The 16,175-nt window shown below is 72.0% G+C and carries 15 protein-coding genes; 4 read left to right on the plus strand and 11 right to left on the minus strand.

Annotated elements, in window-relative coordinates; all coding sequences use genetic code 11:
- Positions 1-231 precede the first annotated feature (231 nt).
- Entirely contained in the window at positions 232-432 is a 201-nt protein-coding gene (locus tag ACZ407_RS02805; RefSeq protein ID WP_468124953.1) for an FmdB family zinc ribbon protein, read from the plus strand.
- A gap of 120 nt (positions 433-552) precedes the next feature.
- Here ACZ407_RS02805 and ACZ407_RS02810 read toward each other — a convergent pair whose 3' ends face one another.
- The 4 genes from ACZ407_RS02810 to ACZ407_RS02825 all read right to left on the minus strand — a co-directional run bounded on the left by ACZ407_RS02810 (position 553) and on the right by ACZ407_RS02825 (position 5,946).
- On the minus strand, positions 553-1,212 hold the full coding sequence (locus tag ACZ407_RS02810; RefSeq protein ID WP_468124954.1) for an O-methyltransferase: 660 nt from the start codon (positions 1,210-1,212) through the stop codon (positions 553-555).
- Between the two features lie 5 nt (positions 1,213-1,217).
- On the minus strand, positions 1,218-2,051 hold the full coding sequence (locus ACZ407_RS02815) for an HAD family hydrolase (protein WP_468124955.1): 834 nt from the start codon (positions 2,049-2,051) through the stop codon (positions 1,218-1,220).
- Positions 2,048-4,534 carry a phosphoribosyltransferase gene (locus ACZ407_RS02820; protein WP_468125456.1) on the minus strand — a complete coding sequence of 829 codons (2,487 nt, stop codon included), beginning with the start codon at positions 4,532-4,534 and terminating at the stop codon, positions 2,048-2,050. Before ACZ407_RS02820 ends, ACZ407_RS02815 begins: the two co-directional genes overlap by 4 nt.
- A 248-nt stretch (positions 4,535-4,782) precedes the next feature.
- On the minus strand, positions 4,783-5,946 hold the full coding sequence (locus tag ACZ407_RS02825) for an HpcH/HpaI aldolase/citrate lyase family protein (protein ID WP_468124957.1): 1,164 nt from the start codon (positions 5,944-5,946) through the stop codon (positions 4,783-4,785).
- Positions 5,947-6,144: 198 nt separating this feature from the next.
- Here ACZ407_RS02825 and ACZ407_RS02830 point away from each other — a divergent pair, with 198 nt between their 5' ends.
- Complete coding sequence (locus ACZ407_RS02830; protein WP_468124959.1) at positions 6,145-6,936, plus strand: TerD family protein; 792 nt, start codon at positions 6,145-6,147, stop codon at positions 6,934-6,936.
- An 82-nt stretch (positions 6,937-7,018) separates the two neighbouring features.
- Here the strand turns inward: ACZ407_RS02830 and ACZ407_RS02835 are convergent, their stop codons facing one another.
- The 6 genes from ACZ407_RS02835 to ACZ407_RS02860 all read right to left on the minus strand — a co-directional run bounded on the left by ACZ407_RS02835 (position 7,019) and on the right by ACZ407_RS02860 (position 11,526).
- Complete coding sequence (locus tag ACZ407_RS02835) at positions 7,019-7,756, minus strand: TerD family protein (protein ID WP_468124960.1); 738 nt, start codon at positions 7,754-7,756, stop codon at positions 7,019-7,021.
- Positions 7,757-7,906: 150 nt separating this feature from the next.
- On the minus strand, positions 7,907-9,046 hold the full coding sequence (locus ACZ407_RS02840) for a DUF475 domain-containing protein (RefSeq protein WP_468124962.1): 1,140 nt from the start codon (positions 9,044-9,046) through the stop codon (positions 7,907-7,909).
- Between the two features lie 23 nt (positions 9,047-9,069).
- Positions 9,070-9,645: a TerD family protein gene (locus ACZ407_RS02845; RefSeq protein ID WP_468124964.1), complete on the minus strand. Its 576-nt coding sequence runs from the start codon at positions 9,643-9,645 to the stop codon at positions 9,070-9,072.
- A 130-nt stretch (positions 9,646-9,775) separates the two neighbouring features.
- Positions 9,776-10,351 carry a TerD family protein gene (locus ACZ407_RS02850; RefSeq protein WP_468124966.1) on the minus strand — a complete coding sequence of 192 codons (576 nt, stop codon included), beginning with the start codon at positions 10,349-10,351 and terminating at the stop codon, positions 9,776-9,778.
- A 120-nt stretch (positions 10,352-10,471) separates the two neighbouring features.
- Positions 10,472-10,939 carry a peroxiredoxin gene (locus tag ACZ407_RS02855; protein WP_468124968.1) on the minus strand — a complete coding sequence of 156 codons (468 nt, stop codon included), beginning with the start codon at positions 10,937-10,939 and terminating at the stop codon, positions 10,472-10,474.
- 155 nt (positions 10,940-11,094) lie between these two features.
- Positions 11,095-11,526, minus strand: coding sequence for a DUF3052 domain-containing protein (locus ACZ407_RS02860; protein ID WP_468124969.1), 432 nt, complete (start codon positions 11,524-11,526; stop codon positions 11,095-11,097).
- Positions 11,527-11,996: 470 nt separating this feature from the next.
- On the opposite strand from ACZ407_RS02860, the gene aceE reads away from it, so the two are divergent.
- Both aceE and ACZ407_RS02870 read left to right on the plus strand, forming a co-directional pair.
- Entirely contained in the window at positions 11,997-14,729 is a 2,733-nt protein-coding gene (aceE, locus tag ACZ407_RS02865) for a pyruvate dehydrogenase (acetyl-transferring), homodimeric type (protein WP_468124971.1), read from the plus strand.
- A gap of 98 nt (positions 14,730-14,827) precedes the next feature.
- The gene (locus tag ACZ407_RS02870; RefSeq protein ID WP_468124972.1) at positions 14,828-15,619 is read left to right on the plus strand and encodes a potassium channel family protein; all 792 of its coding nucleotides are present in this window, start codon (positions 14,828-14,830) and stop codon (positions 15,617-15,619) included.
- Here ACZ407_RS02870 and ACZ407_RS02875 read toward each other — a convergent pair.
- Positions 15,600-16,022: a peptidase inhibitor family I36 protein gene (locus ACZ407_RS02875; RefSeq protein ID WP_468124973.1), complete on the minus strand. Its 423-nt coding sequence runs from the start codon at positions 16,020-16,022 to the stop codon at positions 15,600-15,602. The genes ACZ407_RS02870 and ACZ407_RS02875 overlap by 20 nt on opposite strands.
- Between the last annotated feature and the right edge of the window lie 153 nt (positions 16,023-16,175).

Raw genomic sequence — 16,175 nt, forward strand, 5'->3', positions numbered from 1 at the left:
CCCCCCCCCCACCCTCCCCCCCCCCCACCCCCCCCCCCCCCCCCCCCCCCCCCCCCCCCCCCCCCCCCCCCCCCCCCCCCCCCCCCACGGCTGTGCCCCGCATGCCCCGCATGCCCCGCGTGCCCCGCATGCTCCGCATGCCCCGCGTGCCCCGCCCGGACCGGCCCGGCCGTGTCCCCGCCGTTGCCCGGCCCGTTCCGTCGCCCGCCCCGCGCCGCTTACCCTGGCCGCATGCCTCGATACGAATACCGGTGCCGGACCTGCGGCAACACCTTTGAGCTGAACCGGCCCATGGCGGAATCCGCCGCACCCGCCTCCTGCCCCGACGGGCACGAGGACACCGTCAAGCTGCTGTCCGCAGTGGCCGTGGGCGGGACCGCCGCCGCGCCCGCGCCGAGCGGCGGGTGCTGCGGGGGCGGCGGCTGCGGCTGATCCGCCGACCGCCCGATCCGCGGAGCCGCCGACCGGCCGATCCGCTGATCCACCGATCCGCCGACCCAGCGCCGGGAGCGGGACCGCCCCGCCCGCGCCCCGCCCCCGGCCCCGCCCCCCTCAGCGCTTGCGGGACAGCGTCAGGCCGTCCGAGATCACCGTCAGGACGCTCTCCATGCGCGGATCCTTCAGGACGTGCTCGTTGAAGGCCTGGACCCCGGCCGCCGAGGCGCTGGGCTCGGTGTCCAGGACGCGGCCGTGGAAGAGCGTGTTGTCGGTGACGATGAGGCCGCCCGGGCGCATGCGCGGGACGAGTTCCTCCCAGTACGCGATCTGGTTCTCCTTGTCCGCGTCGAGGTACGCCATGTCCACGTGCGGCTCGGCGGGCAGGGCGCGCAGGGTGTCGAGGGCCGGGGCGATGCGCAGGTCGATGCGGTCCGCGACCCCGGCCGCCTCCCAGGCGGCGCGGCCGTACGCCGTCCACTCCTCGGAGATGTCGCAGGCGATCAGCGTGCCGTCGGCGGGCAGGGCCCGGGCCATGGCGAGGGTCGAGAAGCCGGTGAACGTGCCGACTTCGACGATGGTGCGGGCGCCGGTCAGCCCGACCAGGAAGGCCAGCAGAGGGCCCTGCTCCTCGGCGGACTGCATGCCGGCCGCGTCGGGGAACTGCTCGTAGGTGGTCGCGATCAGCCCCCGCTGGATCTCGTCCAGCGGGGGGTTGTGCGCGAGCACGTACGCGTAGAGCTCTTCGGTGATCTTCGTGGAGTTGCCCTTGGTCATGGGCCTCAGTCTGCCGAGGGGCCGTCCGTTGCGCGCGCCGCACGGCCGAACTGCCGGACGATCTCCTCTCCCGCCAGCACCCCCGCCTCCGTGAGCGCGGTGATGTGCGGGGCCGTCCAGCGGGTGTCGGCGAGCTCCCCGTGCCCGGGGCGCCAGCCGCGGTCGGCGGCCGCGAGCAGGTCCGCGTCGAGCAGGGAGTCCCCGGCGGCGAAGGTGCGGGTGGCGCCGGTGCGCCGGGCCACCTCCCGCATCGCGGCGCTCTTCGTCAGCGGGCGCGGGACGGCGTAGATCTTGCGGCCCTGGAGCGAGACCGTCCAGCCGCGGGCCCCCGCCCACTCGGCCAGCGCCTTCACCCAGTCCCCGGGGAGCAGGTGCCGCTCGACGACCAGGTACGCGAACAGGTCCTCCGCCACCCGCTCCTTGCGCAGCCACGCCGGGTCGGCGGTGGCCGACAGGTGGGCCCGTACCTCGTCCAGCGGGGCGCACTCGGCGGCGAGCCGGGCGGCGACCTGCCGCCGCCAGTCGCGGTCGGGGACCCCGTCCACCAGCAGCTGCCCGCCGTTGGCGCAGATCGCGTACGGGACCGGTCGGCCGGGGAAGCGGATGCGCTGGTACTGCTTGCGGGTGCGGGTGGTGGTGGGCACGAAGACCACCGAGGGGTCCTCGGTGAGGGCCGCGAGCAGCCCGGCCGCCGTCTCGGTCATGTAGGAGAGCGGCTTGCTCTCGTGCACCTCCACGCACAGCAGCCGGGGGGCCTGGGCGTCGGGCCCGGCCAGCCCGAGGGCCGCGGAGGAGTAGATGAGGGTCCGGTCGAGGTCGCTTGCGATCAGCACGGTCACTGCGAGGCCACTGCCTTTCCGTCGGCGCCGGTGGCGCCTCGTGTGTAGCGCGGGTGGATGAGACCGACACAGGTGTAGGGCAGGTCGTCGACCTCCTCGACGGGTACGCCGCGCTGCTCGGCGAGCAGGCGTACGTGGCCGAGGTCGGCGCCGGCTCCGCGGCGGGCGAGGATCTTCCAGGGGACGCGGCGCAGCAGCACGCGGGTGGTCTCGCCGACGCCGGGCTTGACGAGGTTGACGTCGTGGATGCCGTACTCCTCGCTGATGCGCTCGACGGCCGCCCAGCCCTCCCAGGTGGGGGTGCGGTCGGCGGCGAGGAGTTCCTTGACGTCCGCGGCCACGGCGTCGGCCACCTCGCCGAAGCGGGCGGCGACGGTGTCGACGAAGTCGACGGAGACGTCGGAGCCGGCCAGTTCGCGGTAGAACTTCGCGCCGTGGAAGTCCCGCGGGCCGACCAGGTCGGCGCGCAGCACGGTGCGCGATATGAGCCCGGACACGGTGGAGTTGAGGCAGGCGGAGGGGATGAGGAAGTCCTCGCGCGTGCCGTACGTGGAGACGCAGCCGCCGGGGTCGGCGAGCACGACGATCTCGGGGTCGAAGCCGGGGAAGTCGGCGAGGGCGGCGGCCAGTTCGCGGGTGATGGCGCCCTTGCCCGTCCAGCCGTCCACGAACACCACGTCGGCGGGGTCGTGGTGGGCGGCCAGCCAGCGCAGGGCGTTCTCGTCGATGCCGCGGCCGCGCACGATGGAGACGGCGTAGTGGGGCAGGTCCAGGCCGTGGCGGTAGCGGGCCCAGCGGCGCATGAGCACCCCTACGGGGGTGCCGGCGCGGGCGAGGGAGACGAGGACGGGGGTCGGCTGCGGGTCCCAGCCGCGGCGGCCGCGGCGCTGCGGGAGCTCGGCGAGGACGGTTTCGGTGACCGTGCCGACGGCCCGGGCGAGCCGGGTCGCGGAGGCGTCGAGGGCGGCCCGGTAGAGCTCCTGGTAGGCGGCGGTCGGCTGGTACTCGACGGGCAGGGACTCGGCGTAGTGGGCCCCGCCGGCCTGGATCGCCTCTTCGCGCTCCTCGGTGGGGGCCTCCAGGGCGGTGCCGGAGAGGTCCTGGAGCAGCCAGCCCACGTCCTCGGCGGGGTACGAGGAGAACTCCGGGCCGCGCAGCGGGGCCGGGCCGTCCCACTCCGGGGAGGGCTTGGGCATCGTCGGCTCCTGCGGGTCGGGGACGTGGGACGGTACGACGGCCAGCAGGACCCGGCCGGTGTGCGGGGCGAGGCGGGCCAGGAGCCCGTCGGGGGCATGCAGGGCCGGGGTGTCGCCGGCCGAGTCGACGACCGCCACGACGGCGTCGAAGCCGGCGCCGGCGACGTTGTAGGCGTAGCGCTCGCCGGGGCCGTCGGCGGGGTCGTCGTGGGCGGGGAAGACGAGCCGGGTGCGGATGGCGTAGCCGGGGTCGTCCACGGCGAGCACGGGCGAGCGGGTGGTGGTCGAGAAGCGGACCTCGGCGGCCGCGCCTGCGGCCTCCAGCTCCCGGGCGAGGCGCAGCGGCGCGTACATCAGCTCCTCACTGCCGAGTACGAGCACCCGGCCGGCCGGGGTCCCGAGGGCCTCGGCGATCCGGGCGGCCATGGCGGGCAGGGCCTTGTCGAGCGCTTCCCGGTCGGCGGGGCCGAAGCCGTGGCGGCCGCCGTCGGGCACCCCGGCGGGCCAGCCGAGCGCGATGCGCGGGGCGGCGGCGGTGGGGGTGGCGGGTGCGGTGGGGGTGGCGGGGGCGGCCTCCGGCCCGCCGGCCGGGTGCGCCGCCGGTTCCGCGCCCGGCTCCGGTTCCCGGTCGTACTGCTCGACCAGGGCCATGCCCTTGGCGAGCACGTCCTCGGGGAGGCCGACGGTGCCGGTGGCCAGGGCGACCAGGTCGATGCGGGCGCCGAGGCCGGCGGCGAAGCCGGCCAGGCGGTCGCGGTCGGCGGCCGAGCGCATGTCCACCAGGGCCACGACGACGTAGCGCTCGCGCGGGTGGCGGGCGTGCAGGTCGCGGATGGTGTTGAGGACGGTGTTGCCGGTGGAGAACTCGTCGTCCACAAGGACCAGCGGGCCGGAGCCGGCCAGCAGACCGGGGTCCGCCGGGAGCAGCAGGTGCGAGGTCGCGTGCGAGTGCGCCTCCTCGAAGCCGCCGGCCGGGGCGATCCCGGGCACCGGGCGCCGGGTGGAGTGCAGGTACGCGGCGGGGCCCAGGCCGTCGGCCACGCAGTGACCCAGCCCGGTGGCGGTCTCCGCGTAGCCGAGGACCACGGCCCGGGCCGCCTCCTCGGGTCCCAGCAGCTCGCGGACCCGTACGCCGAGGCCGTGGCCGGCCTCGTAGACGACCGCCGGGGACTGGGGCACGTGCTTGCCGAGCACCTGGGACACCAGCAGGTGGGCCCGCTTGGGATTGCGCCGCAGCGCCAGGCCCAGCAGGTCCGTCAGCGCGGGCAGGTCCGAGGGGCGCGGCAGGTCCGCCGGCCCGGGCCCCGGCCGCTCCGCCCGGCGCGGCGCCCGCGCCGTGCCCCCGGCCGCTGCGGCGCCCGGCCGGGCCCCCGGCGCCACGCCGGACCCGGGACCGGTTCCGCCTCCGGGGGCGGCACCGGAGGCGGCTTCCGCCGCCGGGCCGTGCTCCTCCAGGGTCACGCCGAGCCGCTGGGCCACCCACGTTCCCGACCACACCACGTCGACCGTCGTCCTTCGTCTCGTCGTCACCGGGCTCAGACCGAGAGCCCGGCGGTGAGCAGGTCGACGAAGCCGACCTGCTCCTTCGCCACGCCGAAGACCTCGGCGCGGAGCATCGTGCGCTCCGCCCAGGCCCGGTGCGGCTTCACCTCGTTCATTTTGTTCGTATAAGCCGACCGCATCACCCCGCCGCCGCCCCGCTCGGGGCGCAGGATGTCCTCGGCGTCGCAGTACTCCTCGTGGGAGACCACCGACAGGGCGTGCACCGGGGTGACGTGCGCGGGATGGATGCACGTCTTGCCGAGCAGGCCGTTGGCCCGGTCCAGCTCGATCTCGCGGAGCAGTCCGTCGAGGTCGTGCTCGATCAGGGCGGTGCGCAGCTCCTCGGCCTGCCCGTCGAGGAAGGGGCTGCGCCGCAGCTGGGGCTTGAACAGCCGCTCCTGGTGGCGGAAGTACTCCCAGACCGGCCCGGTCACGGTGAACCCGGTGCCGTCGGCCCGGCTGAGCACGTTGACCACGTCCGCGATGACCCCGGCGACGATCTGCACGTCGTACGCGGTCATGTCGGGGGTGCGGCGCAGCCCGTACGCGGAGCAGAAGTCGGTGACGCCGAGGCGCAGGGCGAGGACCCGGTCGCGGTGCCGGTTGACCGTGCGGGAGACGGCGGCGAGGGTCTCGGCCCGGGTCTCCAGATGGAGCAGCTCGGGGGATTCGAGTACGGGCATGGCGAAGAGGCGCCGTCCGCAGGATTCGGCCGCCCGGGCGACGGCGTCGAGGAAGAGCTCCCCGCGCTCGGCCGTGAACTTCGGAAGTACGAATCCGGCCAACCTGCGGACGGAGGGTCCCAGCCGGGAGACCAGGTCGGGTATCTGCTCCGGCACGCGGACCCGGACGAACAGCAGCGGCAGCTCGCCGCCCTGCGCATCGAGTTCGGCGAACTGGCGCACGAGGTTCTCCTCGGCTCCGGCCACCTCCGCGTCGCCGATGGAATCCTCCAGGCAGAGCACCATCGACACGACCCCGCGGCCGGCCTGCTTGCGCACGTCCTCGGCGAGGCGGGGGCGGGTGGCGGGGCTGTACAGGGTGGCGCCGAGGGCGGCGGCCAGGATCCGGGCCGGGGAGTCGGCCGTGAACTCACAGGGCTCCCGGTGGAAGAGGTCCCTGCGGAGCGCGGGCGAAATGTGCCCGAAGTGACGCATGTGCTTCCCCCGTACTGCCTCGGCGGCCCGACTGGCGTGGCCGGTAATAGTACGTACGAATGAGTGTCAAGAGTTCCCCAAGCACATGAAATTCAGGTGACCCTCTTGCACCATGCCCACCCGTCGGTCCCGGGACAAGGGGGGCGGCAAGGGGGGCCGCATTGTCCCGCTCCGCGCCGAGAGGGCAGGATGACGGGCATGACGCACGCGATGCAGAAGGGCTCCAACATCCCCGTGACGCCGACGGCGGTCCGGGCGGTGCTGCGCTGGACCACCGGCCCCGAGGTCCCGGATGTGGACGCCTCGGCCCTGGTCCTGGGCCGGGACGGCCGTGTGCGCTCGGACGAGGACTTCGTCTTCTACAACCAGCCCCGGCACCCCTCGGGGTCCGTGTGGCGGCTGGGGAAGAAGCTGCTGGGCGAGGACGTCACGGACGCGATCCAGGCCGACCTGGCCGCGGTGCCGGCCGTGGTGGACCGGGTGCTGGTGGTGGCCTCCGCCGAGGACGTCCCCTTCGAGCGGGTCCGCGACCTGCGGATCCTGCTCTACGACGCCACGGTCGGGGGCGGTTCCGAGCCGCTGGCCTTCTTCGACGTGCGGCCCGAGACCGGTGCGGAGACCGCGCTGATCTGCGGGGAGCTGTACCGGCGCGGCGAGGGCTGGAAGTTCCGGGCGCTCGGCGAGGGCTATTCCGACGGGCTGGTGGGCCTGGCCACCGACCACGGCATCTCGGTGGACGAGAACCAGGGCGGTGCCGACCCGGGGGCCACGCAGCACGCCGCTGCGCCGACCACGCAGGCCATGGCCGCCCCGGCGCCCCGGACCCAGGCCCCGCCGGCCGCACAGCCCGCCTACGGCTACCCCCAGTCCGTCGGCGCGACCCCGCCGCCGCCCCCGGCGGCTCCGCCGGTGCCGGTGCCCTCCCCTGCCCACGGCGGGGACCAGGCCTTCCGGCTGCCGCCCCAGGGCCCGCAGTTCCTCCGGCGGTAGCCGCCGCCCTGGCGGGGGCGCGCGCCGCGCCCCCGGCCCGGCCCGGGCCCCGCCGCGACCCCGGGCCCGGTCCCGAGGCCGCTCAGGCCTTCCCGGCCTTGTAGCCCCGCCCCCACTGGAGCCCCCACCCGTACAGCCGGTCGAGCTCGGCCTGGAAGCCGTACACGAACTTCACCTCGCGGCGTACGACCAGCTCCTCGCGGACGTTCTCCAGCAGGAGCACGGCGCAGGAGCGGGCCTGCGGGTGCCGCTCGTCCAGGGAGATCTCGATGCGCGGGCCGGTGGTCGGGTACAGGGTGACCACCGCGTGGGTGCGGTCGAAGGCCGGGGTCTGGTCGTAGATGTAGACGAAGACGAGCAGCCGCTTGATCTTGTCGGCGTGGTCGAGGTTGACGAAGAGCGTCTCCCCGGACGGGGCCCCGAACCGGTCGTCCCCGCTGAGCTTCACGTACGGCGGGCTGTTGATCTCCCCGAGGAAGTTGCCCAGGGGCTGGACCACGCCCCGGCTGCCGTCCGTCAGCTCGTACAGGCAGCCGATGTCCAGGTCCACGTTGACCATGCCCTGGGTGTGGGCCTGCACGATCTCCGGCTTGAACATCTTGAACGGGTGCCGCAGCAGGCTGCTGTGCGCGGACCGGCCGCCGATGTCGGAGGTCCGCATCCGCCAGGACAGGTTGACCCGCAGGTTGCCCGTCACGGCGCCCTGTTTGGTGAGCGAGACCGTGGGTTGTCGTTTGGTCAGCTCGATCGCGTTGGACGATGCGCTGCCCGACTGGAACTGCGCCGCCCGGCCGCCCCGTAACCCGTCGAAGAATCCCACCCCGGCCCCCAAGGCTCGCGAAGAAATCAGATGTGTGCACGGCAAGGCCGAGGGGCGGCCGCAGGGTCCGTGGACCCCTCGGCCGCCCCTCGGAGGAAGCGTTCCGCATTCACGCCCGGGTCACACCCCCGGACGTGGTGCGCGCCCGGGTCACACCCCGGACGCGACCTCCGCCTTGCCGTCGGAGCCGGTGCCGCCCCCGGCCTCCATCCGCTTGTTGCGGATCACGGAGGACCAGAAGGAGGCCGCGATGAGCACCACGCCGATGAGGCCGGTGATGATCTCGCTGATCTCGTGCTGGATGGTGACCAGGAGGATCACGGCGAGGGCGCCGATGGCGTAGTGCGCGCCGTGCTCCAGGTACACGTAGTCGTCCAGGGTGCCCTGGCGGACCAGGTAGACCGTGAGCGACCGGACGTACATCGCGCCGATGCCGAGGCCCAGCGCCATCCAGAAGATGTGGTTCGTGATGGCGAAGGCGCCGATGACGCCGTCGAAGGAGAAGGAGGCGTCGAGGACCTCCAGGTACAGGAACAGGAAGAAGGCCGCCTTGCCGGCCAGGCCGACCGCGGTGACCTGCTTGCCCTCCGCCTTGGCCTTCTCCTCCTCCTCGTGCTCGCGCTCCTCTTCCTCTTCGAGCTTGTCCTCGAAGTAGCCGGAGAGGCCTCCGACGATGAGGTACGTGATCAGACCGGCCACGCCGGCCAGCAGGACGGTGGCGGACTTGTCCGCGTGGCCGGTGCTGGTGTGCGCGTGGGTCGCGAAGGTCATCGCGGTGACCAGCAGGGCGATCAGCGCGATGCAGACCGACAGCATGTCCACCTTGCCGAGCTTCGCCAGCGGGCGCTCCAGCCAGGCCAGCCACTTGATCTCCCGCTCCTCGAAGATGAAGTCGAGGAAGATCATCAGCAGGAACATTCCGCCGAACGCGGCGATGGCCGGGTGGGCGTCGGTGACGAGCGACTCGTACTTCTTCGGGTTGTCGAGGGCCAGGTTGACCGCCTCGATGGGCCCGACCTTGGCGCTGATCGCCACGATCGCCACGGGAAAGACGAGACGCATGCCGAACACGGCGATCAGCACGCCGACCGAGAGGAAGATCTTCTGCCAGAAGGCATTCATCTTCTTCAGGATTCCGGCGTTCACGACCGCGTTGTCGAAGGACAGCGAGATCTCGAGGATCGACAGGATCAGAACGACCCCGAACGCCTCCCACCCCCACTGCCACGCGGCAAAGGCGAGGCCGATCGCCGTGATGGCGAACGACCAGCCGAAGGTTCTCACAACCACAGGTACCTCATCCGGACGCGGCTTTACGAAACATTGACCCCGAAGTCTAGAGCGATGCCCCGCAGACCGGACGCGTACCCCTGTCCGACCGCTCGGAACTTCCATTCGCCGCCGTACCGGTAGACCTCGCCGAAGATCATCGCGGTCTCGGTGGAGGCGTCCTCGGAGAGGTCGTAGCGGGCGAGCTCCTGGCCGTCGGCTTCGTTCACCACGCGGATGAAAGCGTTGGTGACCTGGCCGAACGTCTGGCGGCGGGCGTCCGCCTCGTGAATGGAGACCGGGAAGACGATCTTGTCCACATCGGCCGGCACCATGGTCAGGTCCACGATGATCGACTCGTCGTCGCCTTCACCCTCGCCGGTGAGGTTGTCGCCCGTGTGCTCGACGGAGCCCTCGGGGCTGCGCAGGTTGTTGTAGAAGACGAAGTACTCGTCCCCGAGCACCCGGCCGTTGCGGCAGAGCAGGGCGCTGGCGTCGAGGTCGAAGTCGGCCCCCGTCGTGGAGCGCGCGTCCCAGCCCAGCCCGACGAGCACACGGGTCAGGTTCGGTGCGGCCTTCGAGAGGGAGACGTTGCCCCCCTTGGCGAGTGTGACGCCCATGATCTTGTCCTCCCCGGACGACTCTGTGGTGGCAAACCGGCTCCGGCGCCGCGCACCCGGGGGTGCACGGCGCCGGAGGGTCTCACTGCGGTACTGCGCGCTGCGGCTGCGCCTGCGGCAGGCGGCTGCCTCAGACGTTGACGCCGAAGTCCTGGGCGATGCCGCGCAGGCCCGAGGCGTAGCCCTGGCCGATGGCGCGGAACTTCCACTCGGCACCGTTGCGGTAGAGCTCGCCGAAGACCATGGCGGTCTCGGTGGACGCGTCCTCGGAGAGGTCGTAGCGGGCGAGCTCCACGTTGTCCGCCTGGTTCACCACGCGGATGTACGCGTTGCGCACCTGTCCGAAGCTCTGCTGGCGGCTCTCGGCCTCGTAGATCGACACCGGGAACACGATCTTGTGGACGTCGCCCGGGACGCCGGCCAGGTTGACCTTGATCTGCTCGTCGTCGCCCTCGCCCTCGCCGGTGAGGTTGTCGCCGGTGTGCTCGACCGAGCCGTCCGGGCTCTTCAGGTTGTTGAAGAACACGAAGTTCGAGTCGTTCGTGACCTTGCCCTGGTCGTTCGTCAGCAGCGCGCTCGCGTCGAGGTCGAAGTCGACCCCGGTGGTGGTGCGAGCGTCCCAGCCCAGACCGACGATGACCGCCGTCAGGTTGGGGGCGGCCTTGGTCAGCGAGACGTTGCCGCCCTTGCTGAGGCTGACTCCCACGGGTCCTCCATTGGTTTGTGTGGGGCGGGGCCCCGTCGTGCGGTTGCTACCGGATCAACGGTTCGATCCTAGTGACGGGTTCCCGGTCCGTACCGGTTTTTCCCAGGCTGCCGTGCCGTCTCAGATGCTGTCGAGGGCCCGGATGTACTCGTTCAGGTCCCGGGCGTCGGGCAGGCCGTTGACGACGGTCCAGCGGACGATGCCGTCCTTGTCGATGATGAAGGTCCCGCGCACCGCGCAGCCCTTGTCCTCGGCGAAGACCCCGTACGCCCGGGAGGTCTCGCCGTGCGGCCAGAAATCGGAGAGCAGCGGGTAGTCCAGGCCCTCCTGCTCGGCGAAGACGCGCAGGGTGGGGACGGAGTCGTTGGAGACGGCGAGCAGCTGGACCTCGTCGTTCTGGAAGCGCGGCAGCTGGTCGCGCAGCTCGCAGAGCTCGGTGGTGCAGACACCCGTGAAGGCGAACGGGTAGAAGAGCAGGACGACGTTCTTGGCGCCGTGCGAACCCTGGAAATCGGACAGCCGGACGGTGGCGCCGTGGTTGTCCTTGAGTTCGAAGTCCGGGGCCTTGTCGCCGACCTCGATCGCCATGTCGTGCATCCCTTCGCGGGGCTGTTCGGGTGGTGCCCAGCCTAGGGCCTGGGCCGGGGGCCGGGTCCGGACCCTGCGGCCCGGCCGGCCGGGAACGCCGGACCCCCGCCGACCGGGCGGGTCGGCGGGGGCCTGTTCCGTCTGACTGCTGCGGGTCAGCGCTTGGACTTGGCGGCCTTCGGCGTCACCAGCCGGCTGGCGCTCCACTCCTTGCCCACGCTGACGCTCTTGGTCTGCGAAAGGCCCGCGGTCTGGGCGGCCTCGCTGATGTCGCTGGGCTCCACGTAACCGGCACGGCCGGTCTTGGGCGTCAGCAGCAGGATCAGCGCATTGTCCTCGACCAGCTCGGTGGCGTCGACCAGCGCATCCGTCAGGTCGCCGTCGTCCTCCCGGAACCAGAGGAGCACGGCATCGGCGACGTCGTCGTAGTCCTCGTCGACGAGGTCGTTGCCGATGAGGTCCTCAATGGCCTCGCGGAAGTCCTGATCGGCGTCGTCGTCGTAGCCGATCTCCTGGACCACCTGGTCGGACTGGAAGCCCAGCCGGGCGGCCAGGCTGGTCTCCGCGTGGTCCGCGGTCGCGCTCACGGGTTGCCTCCTGCTCGTGTTCGGTGATGTCTTCTGGCTGCGCGCGTGCGCGCAGCATCTGGGCGTAGTCCACACGGGCGCGGCGGATCGCGCAAGTAGCCCGACGGCCGTGACCGTCGAAACGGTGACGATTGCGGCCGTCTCGCCGCAACTCCAGGCACTCCTGTGGTGGACTCCGGTGATTCATGCCACACCATTCCAGCACCATCGGCGAGGCTTGGGGACTTTCCTACCTCTTTGAGGGACGAACGGCCTTACGAACCCCCTGAAACTCTTGGGCGTAAGGTTGCGATCTGTCCGGACCGTCCCGTCTTGCGCACCCAGGACCGTGCGGGCGGAGTGACCCTCCGTTTTCCCGAACCCGCGGTTCAAGGGGTTGCCGAGCGGTAAAGATGACGATTCTGGCGCAGCGGTACACGATGGGAGGCGGCGTCCCCAAGGCCCGTCCCCCCCGACAGCGAAGGAACAGCGTGGCTTCCGCACCCGATCGCAATCCGATCATCATTGGCGGCCTGCCGAGCCAGGTCCCGGACTTCGATCCGGAGGAGACCCGGGAGTGGCTCGACTCCCTGGACGCCGCCGTCGACGAGCGGGGCCGTGAGCGGGCCCGCTACCTGATGCTGCGGCTGATCGAGCGGGCCCGCGAGAAGCGCGTGGCCGTGCCCGAGATGCGCAGCACGGACTACGTCAACACCATCGCGACGAAGGACGAGCCGTACTTCCCGGGCAACGAGGAGATCGAGCGGAAGGTCCTCAACGCCACCCGCTGGAACGCGGCCGTCATGGTCTCCCGCGCCCAGCGCCCGGGCATCGGGGTCGGCGGCCACATCGCCACCTTCGCCTCCTCCGCCTCCCTCTACGACGTGGGCTTCAACCACTTCTTCCGGGGGAAGGACGAGGGCGACGGCGGGGACCAGATCTTCTTCCAGGGCCACGCCTCCCCCGGCATCTACGCCCGCGCCTACCTCCTGGACCGGCTCTCCGAGCAGCAGCTCGACGCGTTCCGCCAGGAGCGGTCGAAGGCGCCGTACGGGCTCTCCAGCTATCCGCACCCGCGCCTGATGCCGGACTTCTGGGAGTTCCCGACCGTCTCGATGGGCCTCGGCCCGCTGGGGGCGATCTACCAGGCCCGCATGAACCGGTACATGGAGGCGCGCGGGATCGCGGACACCTCCAAGTCCCACGTTTGGGCGTATCTCGGCGACGGCGAGATGGACGAGCCGGAGTCGCTGGGCCAGCTGTCGATCGCCGCGCGCGAGGGCCTGGACAACCTGACCTTCGTGGTGAACTGCAACCTGCAGCGCCTCGACGGGCCGGTCCGCGGCAACGGGAAGATCATCCAGGAGCTGGAGTCGCAGTTCCGCGGGGCCGGCTGGAACGTCATCAAGCTGATCTGGGACCGCTCCTGGGACCCGCTGCTGGCGCAGGACCGGGACGGCATCCTCGTCAACAAGATGAACTCCACCCCGGACGGGCAGTTCCAGACGTACGCGACCGAGACCGGCGCGTACATCCGCGAGCACTTCTTCGGCGGGGACCACCGCCTGCGCGCGATGGTCGAGAACATGTCGGACCAGCAGCTGCTGCACCTGGGCCGCGGCGGCCACGACCACAAGAAGATCTACGCGGCGTACGCGGCGGCGAAGGCGCACAAGGGCCAGCCGACGGTGATCCTCGCGCAGACGGTCAAGGGCTGGACCCTCGGTCCGAACTTCGAGGGCCGCAACGCGACCCACCAGATGAAGAAGCTGACGGTCGACGACCTGAAGCGGTTCCGCGACCGGCTGCACATCCCGATCACGGACGCGCAGCTGGAGAACGGCGCCCCGCCGTACTACCACCCGGGCCGCAACTCGCCCGAGATCCAGTACATGCACGACCGCCGCAACGCGCTGGGCGGCTACGTGCCCACCCGCGTGGTCCGCGCGAAGCCGCTCCGGCTGCCGGACGACACGACGTACGCGACGGCCAGGAAGGGTTCGGGGCACCAGTCCATCGCGACCACGATGGCCTTCGTCCGCATCCTGAAGGACCTGATGCGGGACAAGGAGATCGGCAAGCGATTCGTGCTGATCGCGCCGGACGAGTACCGCACCTTCGGCATGGACGCGTTCTTCCCGAGCGCCAAGATCTACAACCCGCTGGGCCAGCAGTACGAGGCGGTCGACCGCGACCTGCTGCTCGCCTACAAGGAGTCGCCGACCGGGCAGATGCTCCACGACGGCATCTCGGAGGCGGGCTGCACGGCCTCGCTGATCGCCGCGGGCTCGGCGTACGCGACGCACGGCGAGCCGCTGATCCCGGTGTACGTCTTCTACTCGATGTTCGGTTTCCAGCGCACCGGCGACCAGTTCTGGCAGATGGCCGACCAGCTGGCGCGCGGTTTCGTGCTGGGTGCGACCGCCGGCCGCACGACGCTGACCGGTGAGGGCCTCCAGCACGCGGACGGCCACTCCCAGCTGCTGGCCTCGACCAACCCGGCCTGCGTCGCGTACGACCCGGCCTACGGCTACGAGATCGCGCACATCGTCAAGGACGGCCTGCGCCGGATGTACGGCCCCGAGGCCGAGGACGTCTTCTACTACCTCACGGTCTACAACGAGCCGATCGTGCACCCGGCCGAGCCGGCGGACGTGGACGTGGACGGCATCCTCAAGGGCATCCACCGGGTCTCGGCCGGGCAGGCGGGCGCGGTCCCGGCGCAGATCCTCGCCTCGGGCGTGGCCGTGCCGTGGGCCCTGGAGGCCCAGCGGATCCTGGCCGAGGAGTGGAACGTCAAGGCGGACGTCTGGTCGGCGACCTCCTGGAACGAGCTGCGCCGGGAGGCCGTGGAGGCGGAGCACCACAACCTGCTCCACCCGGAGGAGGAGCAGCGCGTCCCGTACGTGACCCGCAAGCTCTCCGGGGCCGAGGGCCCGTTCGTGGCGGTCTCGGACTGGATGCGGTCGGTGCCGGACCAGATCTCGCGCTGGGTGCCGGGTGCGTACACCTCGCTGGGTGCGGACGGCTTCGGCTTCGCCGACACCCGGGGCGCGGCCCGCCGGTTCTTCCACATCGACGCCCAGTCGGTGGTGCTGGCGGTGCTGACCGAGCTCGCGAAGGCGGGCCGGGTGGACCGCTCGGTACTGAAGCAGGCGGTGGACCGCTACCAGCTGCTGGACGTGGCGGCGGCCGACCCGGGCGCCGCGGGCGGCGACGCCTAGCACCGGCGCGCAGGGCCGAGGGGCGGGCTTCCGGCAGGGCCGGGGCCCGCCCTTGGGCGCATGTTTTACGGGTTCCTTACGTTTCATACGATGCGCGCATGAAGGAACAGTCCGCGCAGCTCCGCTGGGAGCGGCACACCCAGGCCCCCCTGTTCGCTTGCGCGGTGGCGTTCGCCGTGGCCTACGCGGTGCCGATCATCCTTCCCGACGCGAGCCCTGCGGTGCACGAGCACTGCCTGCTGGTGGAGTGGCTGGTCTGGGGGGCCTTCGCGCTGGACTACCTGGTGCGGCTGGGGCTGGCCTCGGACCGGCGGCGCTTCGTGCGCACCCACTGGCTGGACCTGGGCGCGGTGCTGCTGCCGATGCTCCAGCCGCTGCGGCTGCTGCGGCTGGTCGCGACCCTGCTGCTGGTGGGCCGGCGGGCCCGGATGGCCCCGCAGGTCAAGCTGACGACGTACGTCGCCGGCTCCGTGGTCGGGCTGCTGATGTTCGGTTCGCTGGCGGTGCTCAGCGTGGAGCGGGACGCGCCCGGCGGGAACATCAGGAACCTCGGGGACGCGGTGTGGTGGTCGTTCACCACGATGACCACGGTCGGGTACGGGGACCACGCGCCGACGACGGGCATGGGCCGGATGATCGCGGTGGGGCTGATGCTGTCCGGGATCGCGCTGCTCGGTGTGGTGACGGCCAACATCGCCGCCTGGTTCATCTCGCGCTTCGAGCGCGACGACCTGGAGGAGCGGCTCCAGACCGCCGCGATCGAGGCCCTGACCGACGAGGTCCGGGCCCTGCGGACCGAGGTGGCCCGGCTGTCGGGGAACGCCCCCTCCGCGCTCCCCGCACCGCCGGCCCTCCCCGGCCCGGCCGGCACTAGTTCTCCCAGACCTTGAAGGCCCGCACCTGGTACGGGGACTGGGGCAGCCAGACCCCGTCGCCCGGGTAGGTCTGGAACTCGCCGGTCTCCGCGCACTGCGCCGACTGGTAGGTGGTCACCGGCCGCCCGGTGCGGTTGGCGAGGGACTGCACGACGCGTTTGTCCCCCAGCGGGATGCAGCTGTCCACCGCGAGGTCCTCGTCGCCCAGCTCGCGGACCGTGCGCCCGCCGGTGAAGCCCGGTTTGGCCCACAGGCACAGCTGCCCCGGGGCGCAGGGCCCGAGGCCCGGCGGGGCGGCGGCCCGGCCCGGGGGCGCGGGCCGGTGCCCGGGTGCGGCCTGGGCCGCGGGGACCGCGCTCGGCAGCAGGGCGCAGGCGGTCAGGAAGACGGCGGCGAGGGCCGTGGAATACGTGCGCATCGGTGTCAACTCCTTGTACGGCGTACCCCCCTCACGGGTGGTCCGGTGGACCGGGAGCCCGTGCGGCCGCCGTTGCACCCCACGCTGACCTGCGCAGATGCCCGGGCGGAAGGGGTTCGGGCCGGTTCCACCCTGATAGGTGGCCTTGGCGGG

It is taken from the genome of Streptomyces sp. NPDC030809 (assembly GCF_055572195.1).